Annotated in this window: 9 protein-coding genes and 1 pseudogene; 1 reads left to right on the plus strand and 9 read right to left on the minus strand. The window is 61.6% G+C overall.

Features of this window, described 5'->3' with window-relative positions:
- A partial coding sequence (locus GNZ12_RS02510) for an ATP-binding protein (RefSeq protein ID WP_172308846.1) occupies nucleotides 1–1,924 on the plus strand: 1,924 nt, incomplete at its 5' end.
- A gap of 4 nt (nucleotides 1,925–1,928) precedes the next feature.
- Here the strand turns inward: GNZ12_RS02510 and GNZ12_RS02515 are convergent.
- The 9 genes and pseudogenes from GNZ12_RS02515 to GNZ12_RS02555 form a co-directional block, all read right to left on the minus strand.
- Nucleotides 1,929–3,353: pseudogene (locus GNZ12_RS02515) on the minus strand (ATP-binding protein); the annotation flags it as partial.
- 235 nt (nucleotides 3,354–3,588) lie between these two features.
- On the minus strand, nucleotides 3,589–4,503 hold the full coding sequence (locus tag GNZ12_RS02520; RefSeq protein WP_172308848.1) for a helix-turn-helix domain-containing protein: 915 nt from the start codon (nucleotides 4,501–4,503) through the stop codon (nucleotides 3,589–3,591).
- Nucleotides 4,504–4,703: 200 nt separating this feature from the next.
- Nucleotides 4,704–5,678, minus strand: a complete 975-nt coding sequence (locus GNZ12_RS02525) for a LysR family transcriptional regulator (RefSeq protein ID WP_172308849.1) — start codon at nucleotides 5,676–5,678, stop codon at nucleotides 4,704–4,706.
- A gap of 257 nt (nucleotides 5,679–5,935) precedes the next feature.
- The gene (locus GNZ12_RS02530; protein ID WP_172308850.1) at nucleotides 5,936–7,069 is read right to left on the minus strand and encodes an amidohydrolase family protein; all 1,134 of its coding nucleotides are present in this window, start codon (nucleotides 7,067–7,069) and stop codon (nucleotides 5,936–5,938) included.
- Between the two features lie 29 nt (nucleotides 7,070–7,098).
- Nucleotides 7,099–8,757, minus strand: coding sequence for a cation acetate symporter (locus tag GNZ12_RS02535; protein WP_172308851.1), 1,659 nt, complete (start codon nucleotides 8,755–8,757; stop codon nucleotides 7,099–7,101).
- On the minus strand, nucleotides 8,754–9,116 hold the full coding sequence (locus GNZ12_RS02540) for a DUF485 domain-containing protein (RefSeq protein ID WP_407947674.1): 363 nt from the start codon (nucleotides 9,114–9,116) through the stop codon (nucleotides 8,754–8,756). The genes GNZ12_RS02535 and GNZ12_RS02540 overlap by 4 nt, the downstream gene beginning before the upstream one ends.
- Nucleotides 9,117–9,190: 74 nt before the next feature.
- A complete protein-coding gene (locus GNZ12_RS02545; RefSeq protein ID WP_172308852.1) occupies nucleotides 9,191–10,414 on the minus strand; it encodes an FAD binding domain-containing protein in 1,224 nt (407 codons plus the stop codon).
- 2 nt (nucleotides 10,415–10,416) lie between these two features.
- On the minus strand, nucleotides 10,417–10,902 hold the full coding sequence (locus GNZ12_RS02550) for a VOC family protein (protein WP_172308853.1): 486 nt from the start codon (nucleotides 10,900–10,902) through the stop codon (nucleotides 10,417–10,419).
- A 183-nt stretch (nucleotides 10,903–11,085) separates the two neighbouring features.
- A complete protein-coding gene (locus GNZ12_RS02555) occupies nucleotides 11,086–11,793 on the minus strand; it encodes a TetR/AcrR family transcriptional regulator (RefSeq protein ID WP_172308854.1) in 708 nt (235 codons plus the stop codon).
- Nucleotides 11,794–11,819: the final 26 nt, after the last annotated feature.

Consider the following 11,819-nt stretch of genomic DNA (forward strand, 5'->3'; position numbering starts at 1 on the left):
GCCGCTCGTGGCGCTGTCGTTGTACGAGCAGGCTGCCGAGGCCGCCTCGGAAAACGGCCTCAACCACGGCAACGCGCTGGCTCACGAACTCGCGTCGGGATGCTCCGAGGCGAACGGGCTGCTCAGTGCGGCACGCCATCACAGCCGTCGCGCGATCGACAGTTACACGCGTTGGGGCGCGCTGGCCAAAGTCAGGCAGCTCGAACGTGCCCAGCGTCCTGCCCAGCTTTCGCTCGAACGGCTCGTGACATCGCGGCCTTCGGTCGAAATCCCCGATGCGCAGCAGCAGTTCGACCTCGTGTCCGCATTGAAGTCGTCGCAGGCGCTGTCCGAGGAAATCGTGCTGGACAAGCTCATCCACACACTCGTCACGCTCGCCATCGTTCACGCCGGTGCGCAAAGCGGGATGCTGATCCTGTTGAAGGCTAATGTGCCGGTCGTCGAGGCGATTGGGCGGGACGAGCCAGGTGGCGTTCAGGTGACGCTGGGTGAAGACAAGGTGACGCGTGAGGCTGTGCCGGCTTCGGTGTTGTACACGGCATTGCGCACCCGCAAGCCGGTCGTGGTGGAAGACGCGCAAGGCGATCCGCGGTTCTCATTCGACGTTTCCTTTTCGAACCGTTCCGTTCGTTCCGTGTGCTGTTTGCCGCTGGTCAAACAGGGTAACGTCGTTGGCGTGCTCTATCTGGAGAATAATCTGACCGCGGGCGTGTTCACGGCGAGCCGCACATCGGTGCTGGAAATGCTGGCGTCGCAAGCCGCTATTTCACTTGAAACAGCCCGTCTGTACGCCGAACTCGTGGAGGAAAACAAGCGGCGCCAGGAAACGGAAATGGCGTTGCGCATGAGTGAGGAGGCGCTCGCTCTTGGGCAACGGATCAGTCGTTCGGGAAGCTATATCTGGAACACGTTGACGGGCGAGCGCTACTGGTCGAAAGAGCTTTATAACGTGTTCGGCCTGCCGATCGAGGCGGGGAGTCCGAGTACCCAGGCGGTCCTCGAACGGATTCATCCGGAAGACGTTGGCCTCTACCAGGAGGCTGTCACACGGGCCGCGCACAACCGCACGCCGTTCCGGCAGAAGTATCGGATCGTGACGCCGGACGGCGCGGTCAAATATCTCGAGGTGCTTGGCGAGCCGTCGGGTGTCAGCAACTTTGTTGGCGTCGTCACGGATTTCACGGATCGGCACACGACCGAACTGGCGTTGCAGAACGCCAAGATCGAACTGGCGAAAGCGTCGCGGGCGACCACGATGGGCGAGCTGGCTGCTTCCATCGCGCACGAAATCAATCAACCGCTGGCGTCGATCGTGTCGAATGCGAGCGCGGGGGTACGCTGGCTCAACCGTCCCGTGCCGGACATTCCGGAAGCGCTAGGAGGCTTGCGCGATATCGTGAAAGACGGCAAACGGGCCGGCGACATCATCAGGGCGCTGCAGTCTCTGGCGAAGGAAGCGAAGCCGAGCTTCGTTCCCACCTCGGTCGACGGAGTGGTTCGTGAAGTGTTCGATCTCGCGGCCGCTGAAGTCGAGCAGCGAAGTCTTGCCGTGCGACTCGATCTGGCGGCTGGCCGCTCCGTGATGGCCGACCGGGTGCAATTGCAGCAGGTTCTGTTCAACCTCGTCATGAACGCCGCGGATGCAATGAGCCATCTCGACGCGAAGCAGCGCTTGTTGAGCGTCACATCCCGCGTCGACGCTCGGGGATCGGTGGTCGTGTCCGTGCAGGACAATGGAAGCGGGATCAGCGAGGAGATCGGGTCGCGTATTTTCGACGCCTTCTTTACGACAAAGAAAACCGGCATGGGCATGGGACTTGCCATCTGCAAATCCATCATTGAAGCGCACGGCGGGACGCTGAGCGCCGTTCCCGGCTACCCCCGCGGGACGATCTTTGCCTTCACGCTGCCGACTGCCGCCTAGCAGGAAGATAGCGCGCATGTCGCGCGGCGATGTCGTCCTGCTCGCCTTCCGCCTGGAGCTTTGCCATCGCATACGCACGGGTCGATTCGGACAGGCGATACTTCGCCACTGGACCCTCGAATTCAACGCCGACAAGCGATTTTGCGACCAGCTCGCCAATGCTGCCGATCGCGTTCGCCACCGTGTACGCCTCGTCGCACACGACCGCGCACATCGCCTCGAACGTAAAGGCGTCGCCGAATACCGCGAGACGCCGGAACAGCGACCGGGCGTTCTGATCGAGTATCGCGAAGCTCCAGTCGAACGTCGCGCGCAAGGTCTGATGGCGCGGCAGCGCGGTCCTGTAACCGCCCGCCAGAATCGCCATGCGATCGTCCAGCCGGCGATGCACGCCTTCCACGCCGAGCGCGACGACGCGAGCCGCCGCGAGCTCGATCGCCAGCGGAATGCCGTCAAGCCGCCGGCAAATCTCGCCGACGAGCTGGAGTTCTGTGCTGTCGCTGGCCACTTTTCCTTGCAATGAATTGGCGTGTCGCAGAAACAGATTCACCGCCGAACACCGCAGGATGTCCGCATCGGTGGAGTGAGGCGGCGGCACATCCAGCGGTTCAACCCGAAACACCGTCTCGGGCATGATGCGCAGCGGCTCTCTGCTCGTGACGAGCACGCGGAGCGCATCGTTGCCGGCAACCAGTGCTTCGACGATGTGCGCCATGATGCCGATCACATGCTCCGCGTTATCGAGTACAAGCAGCCTGCACTGCCGGGCGAGAGCCGCCACCACCTGCTCGACATCGACTTGCGGATCGTGCACGGACAGCCCGCAGCGCTCGACGATGGCGCGGAGTACGGCCTCCTCGGTGGTCAACTGGGCCAGTTCGACAAAACAGACGGGCTCCTCAAAGTCCGCCGAGCTATGGTGTGCTGCTTCGACAGCGACGCTCGTTTTGCCAATGCCGCCGGCGCCCACCAGCGTCAACACATGTGTCTGTTCCAGCAGCGCGCGGATTTGCCTGACCGCCAGGTCGCGCCCCAGCAGGCCGGATTTAGGCGGCGGCAGACGGCGAGCACGCAACGCCTGCGAGCCGGATGCCCGTACGCCGGATGCCCGTACGCCGGCTTCGTCGGACAGGACGTTTTTCCGGCGCTGGCGAAGCTGATACCCGCGCCCGGGCACGGTGAGAATCAGATCCCGGTCCTGACCGAGTACTTTGCGCAGTGCGGACAGATGGACCTGAATGTTGTTTTCTTCGACGATGGTGTCCGGCCAGACGATAGTCATCAACTCGTCTTTCGTGACGAGACGACCATCAGCGGAAGCCACGGCGGCAAGGATGTCGAAAGCGCGGGACCCGAGCGGAACGGTTTCGCCGTTCCGCTGCAGCGTGCGCATCTCGAGATCGATCTGAAAGCGGCCTAATTCGATCATGACTTTTTCAGGTTCAGGAGCAGTGAGCGAGTCACGGAAAAGATCTTGAGTGCCGGCGGCGCGGGGGAGGCAGTCGCGGGCGCCGGAGCTTGGCACGCTCGAAAGTACCGCGCCATGACTTAGGTGTCTTGTATGTTAGTGCGATGCTTTGTAGGAAAGTCTATGGGCGCAGCCGGGGTGACGCTTGCCCGGTCTAGCTACCTTCTGATCAAGCCGCGACGAGCCGATGGCTGGTTCAGATTCCGCTCTGTCTGCGCCACGTGCCCGGCGGTGTGCCGACCAGTTGCGAGAAGGTTCGCGTGAAGTGGCTTTGATCGGAGAAACCGCATGCGATGGCAATGTCCGACAGGGACGAGTCGGAATGCCTGAGCAACTCGCGCGCGCGATCGATGCGCTGCTCCAGCAGCCATTGATGCGGTGTGCGATGCGTGGTTTCACGAAACGCACGGATGAAGTAGCTGCGCGACAGGTTGCAGGCGCTCGCGATCTCACCCAGCGAAACGTTGCCCTGCGTCTTCGCGAGCAGCATGTCTTTGGCGCGCGCTTCGTGCAGACTCGAGAGCCGCGAGCTTTTCCTGTTCGATTGCGCCGGCGCATTGCCGTACTGGTCGATCAGATGCGTCCCGATCGTAACGCCCAGTTGCTCGACAAAGAGTGGGCTTGCTTCGCTCTGGCTATCCAGTGTCAGCGCCAATACTTGCGCGAGGTGGCCGAAGATCGGGTCTTTGCGGCCCGCCGGCGACGAGAACCCCTCGATGGCCGCGCCGTTTCGCTCATAGCAGGCGTTGGCGATAAAAGCGCGCGACAGCTCGACCAGCACGAAATCGAAAACGCCATGCACGTCGGCCCGGTAGTCTTCTTCAAAATTACGTATGTAGACCGAATCTTTTTCGAAGTCGTGCGAGGTAGACCGGTTCCCTGAAAAAATCCGCCTGCGATGGCCCGCTGCCAGCGAAACGCCAATCAGGAAGCCGCGATCCGAAGCCGGGGTTGCAACTTCACTGGTCTTCTCGTGGCGCCTGCATTTGCGATAAAACGTGAATTCACCCGTGTTGAGTTCCAGGTCCTTGTGCAACTGACTCGAAAGGCAACCCAGCGAGTCCTTCTGCCGCGCTACCGTGGCGGTGGCCGTTTCCGCACCGTTAAACATGATCCGTCACCTCCGTTCGTCGCGCTACAGTCGCGCCAGTTTGCTTTACCAAAAGCTGGAGAGGGCGATAATCAGCATTGCTGCGCGATTATCCCGGAAATGTTGGCGTCATTCATTAATTTTCGTTCAGGTTCGGCGGTTCGGCGGTTCGGCGATCAGATGATCCATTCCCTTCAACTTGCTTTCGATGGCGGCGGGGATCAGGATTGAAGCTCTGCTTGGGGTTGCTCGAATGAGTTTTCAGATGAATCGACGGCCGCCAGATTCTCAATCCGCAGATCGAGTTTTTCCTTTAACGACACGGTCAGGAATTCAACGAACGTCTTTATCTTCGCGTCGACGAATCGACGGGACGGATACATGACGAAAACGTTGGTTGTTTGAAGCGGGTACTCGGGAAATAGCTGAACGAGTTTTCCCTCTTTAATATCGTCCACGACTGAATAAGTGGGTACTGCGCCGACCCCGGCGCCTGCGAGCAGCGCGACTCTGAGCGCCTGCATGTTGTTGACCACGAATTGCCCGGCTAGCTCCGCGCCGGCTGTGGCATGCCCTGCGATCTCAGCCAGCCATCCGGAGGGCGGATCGAAGCTCGAACTGGTGTGCATGAGCGTGTGGTGAGGCAGGTCGTTCACCGTGGCAATGGGATGCCGTGCGAGATAGTCCGGAGCCGCGACCAGCGTGCGCTCGCAGCGTCTTATGAGCTTGCTCACATTGCGAGAGTCCGGCAGCGCCGAGGCCGACACGATCGACACATCGAACTCGTCCTCGACCAGATTCGCCATGCGTGGCAGCAGTTTCAGATCGACGGAGACAGCCGGGAAGGCCTGCCGGTATTCGACGATGGTGGACGTCAACTGCGTCAGACCAATGTCGGGCACGGCGTGAACTCTCAATCTGCCGCGCGGCAGCGTGTGGGCGTCGCTGGCCTCGGCTTCCGCGTCCTCGAGGTCGGCCAGGATCTTCTTGCAGCGGTGGTAGTACCGCTCGCCGCACTCGGTAAGCGAGACGTGGCGAGTCGTTCGTTGCAGCAACCGTGTATGAAGATGCGCCTCGAGCGACCCCACCGCGCGAGAAATATTGCCGGCACTGCATTCCATATGTTTGGCAACCACGCTGAAGTTGCCAGTCTCCGCGACCCGCGAAAATACGCGCATGCTGAAAAGCCTGTCCATAGCCACTGACTCCTTGACGCCTGGATCCGGTTGAACTGGGCAACACGTCTTGCCTGATGTGAAGACAATACGATCAGCAACGAGATCGCGCCATCCCTACATACGGGTGCTGCACTCATCAATCCATTCACGCCGCTCATCCGCGCGTATAGGGTGGAGCAGGGGTTGGGAGGATGTCTACGGAAGCGCCGGACCGCCGGACCGCCGGACCGCCGGGCCCGGCGAGCGCCCTCCATGGCAGTGGAGGGCGATTCGCGTCAGATCTTCAGCAGTTGTGCTGCATTGCCGCCAAGAATCAGATTCTTTTGCTCCGGCGGCAATTCGAGACGATCCAGGAACCTGACCGGCTGCTCATAACCCATATCGAAGCAATAGTCGCTGCCGAGTACCAGTCTGTCGATGCCGATGTTCTGAATCAGAAAGTCCAGCACCGGTCCGGAATGCGAGACCGTGTCATAGCTGAAACGGCGCAGATAGCTGCTCGGCTTTTGCGCCAGCCGCCGTGTTTCCGGACGGACCGTCCAGCCCGCGTCGATGCGTCCCATCAGGATCGGCAACGCGCCACCGGCGTGCGGCAGGGTAATGCGCAACTTCGGATGGCGGTCCATCACACCGCCGAGTATCAGGTGCGAACCGGCGATCGCGGTGTCGAACGGATTGCCCAGCAGGTTGCTCAGATAGAAGTCGCGCAGCCGCGAGCCGCCGACTGTCTGCTGCGGATGCAGAAACACCGGCAGATCCAGTTGCTCGATGCGGGTAAAGACCGGTTCGAACAAGGGATCGTCGAGATCCCGGTTGTTGATGTTGGTCCCTATGTAGACCCCGCGGACACCCGGCAACTCGGACGCGCGTTCGAGCTCGTCGATCGCGTCGTGCGGGTTGAGCATCGGCAGGGTCGCCAACACCACGAAGCGAGTCGGATGCTGCAGGTGCACGCCGGATGCCGCCGTGTTCCACGTTGCCGCAAGCTTGGCATTGAAGGCGCGGTCGGCCCAGTAGGCCATCGGCACGCTCAAAGACAGCGCCTGCATGTCGACCCCGGACGCGTCCATGTCCGCGAGCCGCTCGTCGATCTTGATGAACTTGAGCGGCAGCGGTCCCAGTCCGCCGGCCGGTGTCAGGAAGCTGAAGCTGCTGGCGTCGCGGGTGAACTTGCCGTCGAACTTCTGTCCCTCGCCGCCTACCAGCTCGCAGTAGCTCTCCGGGTAGTAGTGAGCGTGAATGTCGATCGATCTGACGGTGCCCGCTGCGCCTGCGGTCACCACGCTGCCGGCGGCGGGCCCGGTGGCCGTGGCTGACGCCGGCAGTGCCGATGCGAGGCCGCCGGCAAGCGCGGCCATCGTCCCGAGCAGCTTGCGGCGTTTCGGTGAAACACAACACATACAATCCATGAACCGGTCTCCTTGGTTTGCTTTTAGGGTTATCCGTGCTTCACCATGCCGAGCTCGCAGTCGACGAGCTGGTTGCCGTACAGCGCACGTTCGCGCGCGCCACGTGGCGAGGTGTCGGTGATCGAGAAGAGGAACACACCGGCGAAGGCAACGATCATCGAGAAGAGCGCCGGGTATTCGTACGGGTAGATCGCATGTGCGTGTCCAAGCACCTGCACCCAGACTGTCGGGCTAAGAATCGTCAGGGTCACCGCCGTGATCAACCCGAGCGAGCCGCCGAGCACCGCGCCTCGCGTAGTCAGGCCGCGCCAGTAAATCGAAAGAAGCAACACCGGAAAGTTCGAGCTGGCCGCAATCGAGAAAGTCAGGCTGACGATGAACGCGATGTTCTGCTTCTCGAAGGCAATGCCCAGCAGAATCGCGAGCACGCCGAGCACAAGCGTGGTGATCCGCGACACGTGCAGTTCTTCGCGGTCCGTGGCTGCGCCGCGGCGAATCACATTCGCGTACAGATCATGCGAGACGGCCGAGGAACCGGCGAGCGTCAGACCCGCGACGACGGCGAGAATCGTCGAGAAGGCGACCGCGCAGATGAAGCCGAGAAACACGTTGCCGCCTACTGCATGCGCGAGATGGATGGCCACCATATTCACGCCGCCGATCACCGCGCCGGAGGCCGTGTGATATTGCGGATCGGTCGCGACCAGCGCAATCGTGCCGAAGCCGATGATGATGATCAGCGCGTAGCCGATGCCGACAATGCCCGTCGCGTACAGAATGCTTTTTCTGGCGGCCTTCGCGTCGCCGACCGTGAAAAAGCGCATCAGGATATGCGGCAATCCGGCCGTGCCGAAGATCAACGCCAGGCCGAGCGAGACGGCGGAAACCGGGTCCGACACGAGGCCGCCCGGCCGCATGATCGCGGCATGCTTCGGATGGGCGAGGATCGCCTGTGCGAAGAGGGCATTCAGACTGAAGCCGAAGTGGCTGAGTACCATGAACGCCATGAAGGCGGCGCCCGCCAGCAGCAAGGCTGCCTTGATGATCTGAATCCATGTCGTGGCGAGCATGCCGCCGAAAAACACGTACACGACCATCAGTACGCCGACCATGACGACCGCGATCGTATAGTTGAAACCGAACAGCAATTCGACGAGCTTGCCGGCGCCGACCATCTGGGAGACGAGATAGAGCAGTACGATGACGATCGAGCTCGAGGCGGCGAAGGCGCGGATCGGCCGCTGTTGCAGTCGATAGGACACCACGTCGGCCAGCGTATAGCGCCCGAGATTGCGCAGCGGCTCGGCAATCAGAAAGAGAATGATGGGCCAGCTGGCGAGAAAGCCGATCGAATAGATCAGACCGTCATAGCCGCTCGTGAAAACCAGCGCGGAAATGCCGAGCAGTGAAGCGGCGGACATATAGTCGCCGGCGATCGCCCAGCCGTTCTGGAGGGCCGTGATCTTGCCGCCGGCCGCATAGTGGTCGGAAACGCTATGGTTCTTTTTTGCCGCCCAGCGGGTGATGAATAGCGTCGAGGCGACGAAAAGCAGGAACATGCCGATCGCGATCGGATTGTGCGAGCGCGCCGGCGCTGCGGTTTCGGCGGCGACGGCGGGCAGGGCGGCGAGGGCACCGATCAGTGCCGCGCTCAACAACCGGCCATGCCATAGAGGATTGCGTTTCATTTCCGTGCTCCTTGTCGGATTTCATTCACGGCGCGGTCCTGGGTGGTATTGGCGCGCGCGACATACACCGCGACCAGCACGAACGTAAAGACGAACATGCCGAAGCCGATCGGAATCCCCCACGTTGCCGGATAGCCGTCGACGATTGGCCGACCGAGCAGCATCGGTGCGAACGCAAGCGTGAGAATGAAGGCAAAGTAAACAGCCAGCATCAGGGTCGTGAGCGTCCACGAGAAGGTGCGTCGCGCTCGCACGAGTGCGCGAAAACGCGGATCGTCGAGTAGCGGATTTGCGGGGGGCGGCGGGTCGCTGACGACGGGCTGCGCGCTCATCGGATAGGTTGGGGCGCCATGTTCCACTTTGTCTCCTTTCGAAACGACTTCTTATCGGTGCTGCCGCAGTTGATCGAACCCGCCGCAAGCACAACGAACATTTAAAAGCGTGCAGGTACCGCGGTCTCGCGCATCACCGCATCGGGCGTGCGATAGCGCTCGGCCATTTCGCGGTCGACCTCGTTTTTCAATTGCGCCTGCATGTAAGCGCCGAGATGGCGTGCGTGCTGGACGATGGCCGCGCCGACTTGCGTGCGCACGCGGCTGTACTCCGCAAGTGCTTCCTGAACGTCTGCATGGCGCTTCAACGCGCTGACGAGCGCCATCGCGTCGCTCGCAGCCTTGGTGACGCCCATGCCGCAGTGCGGCCGCGCGACGAACGCCGCGTCACCCAGCAAGGCCACCCGGCCGAACGCCATGTGCGGCACTTCGAGGTCGAAGATGGGTTGAAAGAGTGGTTGCGTCGATTTGGTCACCACCTCGCCGAATTGCGGCGCGAGCAGCGTGAGCGCCGCGTCTTCCATGTCGGCGAGCACTTCGCGGCGAATCAGCGTTGGCGGAATGCCGCCCACCCAGCGCTTGCCGGATTCATCGGTCAACAGGTTCGGCAACTGGACGTCTTCGCTCGTCGCGCGATACCAGACGAAGTTGTAGCGGCGTTCACCCGGGGTCGTGCTGTTGCCCTGGCCGGCAACCGGATAGCCGAGAATCTGTTCGCGCGGTGGCAGGCAGAAGGCAAACTTGTCGAACAGCGCCTCGCGCGTTGCTCGCGACAGCGACGTTTCGTCGACCAGGCCGCGCCATGCGACATAGCCGGCATACTGAAGCTTCACGTCGGGCAGGAACCGCTCGCGAATCGCCGACTTGAAACCGTCCGCCGCAATGACAAGGTCCGCGCGCAATACCGTGCCGTCACTGAGCGACACGCTTGCCTGATCGGCTCCGTCTTCCACGGATACAACCGTGCCGCCGGCATGGTAGTGGACATCGGGGAGCGCGGCGCGCAGCACGTGATACATCTTGCCCCACGCGGTCAGGGTCTGCGGCAGTTCGCGCTCGGACAGCACCGCGCCGCTCTGCGCGAAGGTCACGCGCGACTGCACTTTGACGCCGATCGAGTCGTCGATTGCAATCCCGGCTGCAGTCATGGCGTCGAATAACTCGGGATGGGTGACGATGCCGGCGCCGCGGCCGGCCAGTTCTTCAGGAACGCGCTCGAAGATGTCGACATCCCAGCCGTTGCGCACCAGCAGATTGGCCGCAAACAGGCCGCCCAGCGAGCCACCGACGATGATCGCCTTTAAACGTGCGGAAGGATTGGTCATGGTTACTCTCCTGCGTTGATGGATGCCCGATCGATGGCCGGATGGGCTTCGGCCAGACCGGTGACTTCCTCGGCGGGGAAATTCAGTTCGATAGTCACGCCGGACGGGTCCTCGATGAACACCTGATGCAAACCAAGGCTCGGCACCGTGCGATCGCGCCAGGCGACGCCCTCCGCTTGCAAGGTTTTCCACATGTCTTCGACACCCGTCGCAAGAAACGCGATGTGGTCGACCGTGCCGGTTCCGCTGGCGGGTAGTGCCTTGTCGCCGAGATAAGCGGTGAGCCCGGCGGGATTGTCCGGATCGACGCCAATGATGTGGACGGTGCCGAAGTCGGCCTCATCACCGCCCTTGTAAAGCCAAGCGCCTGGAAAATCGAAGGGCGGGCGGTAGCCCCGCTTGAAGCCGAGAATCTGCTCGTAGAAACGACAGGATTTCTCGAGATCCATCGTGCGGATCGAGTAGTGCGCAAGTTTTGACACGGGCATAAGGAGCTCCTACTATGCTATTTATCGTTCGATAAGTGATCGATGGATAAATAGTAGGCGAATTCATCGCCAGGAGAAAGCGGCGTAACGACGGTGTTTACCCTGGAAAATTCGCTGGAAAACGCAAAGGAGCATTGCGCAATGGGCGATGAAGCAAGTGGCCGGCTGTGGTGCCGGCCAGCGTCAGGCTTTGGTCTTGCTGGAAGCTTTCGGTGCGTGCTTGAGTGCTTCAGGCACGCCATTGAGGAAGGCGTCGACCTGGCGCGCGATGTGGTCTTCGACGTTGTCGCTGACCGGCAGCCCGTAGATCCATTTCCGGACGCCGAGATAGAAGATGCTGGCGTGCAGGCTCCAGATCAACTCCAGGTCGATCTCGCGCTGCTTCGTGCTGGACGATGCGGGGAGGTCGTAGGCCGAGCGGATTTCCGCCATGACGGGCAGGAACACGCGTTCGCGTAGCCGCGACAGATATTTGGAGTTGATGCCTTCGCGCGTCAAGCCGGCGAAGATGAAAATCCGGATCCATTCGCGCCGCAGGATCACGCCGGCGTACGCCGAGTAGAACCTGACCATCCGTTCCTGGATCGGCACGGAGCGGTCTTTGATCAGGCATTCCCAACTCGTGTCCCATTGATAGACCTCTTCGTACACGCGGTCGATCAATGCTTCCTTGCTCGGAAAGTAGCGGTAGAGAAGCGGTTGTGTCACGCCGAGTTGGCGCGCGAGTTCGCGGGTGCTGCCGGAGAATCCGTGTGTGGCGAAGTGGTCGACGGCCTTCAGCACGATCTGGCGCTCGCGCACTTCGGGGGCAAGGCGGCGCGTGATGCCCTTCTCGTTCTCATACACCTCGCTCTTCGACGCTGCGTCGGCCGTTGGTACTTTTCTCGGCATGGTGTGTTCGGTACCCAGGATGTTCG

Source organism: Paraburkholderia solitsugae (assembly GCF_013177695.1).
GTDB classification, from domain to species: domain Bacteria; phylum Pseudomonadota; class Gammaproteobacteria; order Burkholderiales; family Burkholderiaceae; genus Paraburkholderia; species Paraburkholderia solitsugae.

Coding starts and splice junctions, on each gene's coding strand:
- GNZ12_RS02520 (WP_172308848.1), bottom strand. CDS start 4,503: ATGTTTAACGGTGCGGAAACGGCCACCGCCACGGTAGCGCGGCAGAAG.
- GNZ12_RS02525 (WP_172308849.1), bottom strand. CDS start 5,678: ATGGACAGGCTTTTCAGCATGCGCGTATTTTCGCGGGTCGCGGAGACT.
- GNZ12_RS02530 (WP_172308850.1), bottom strand. CDS start 7,069: ATGGATTGTATGTGTTGTGTTTCACCGAAACGCCGCAAGCTGCTCGGG.
- GNZ12_RS02535 (WP_172308851.1), bottom strand. CDS start 8,757: ATGAAACGCAATCCTCTATGGCATGGCCGGTTGTTGAGCGCGGCACTG.
- GNZ12_RS02545 (WP_172308852.1), bottom strand. CDS start 10,414: ATGACCAATCCTTCCGCACGTTTAAAGGCGATCATCGTCGGTGGCTCG.
- GNZ12_RS02550 (WP_172308853.1), bottom strand. CDS start 10,902: ATGCCCGTGTCAAAACTTGCGCACTACTCGATCCGCACGATGGATCTC.
- GNZ12_RS02555 (WP_172308854.1), bottom strand. CDS start 11,793: ATGCCGAGAAAAGTACCAACGGCCGACGCAGCGTCGAAGAGCGAGGTG.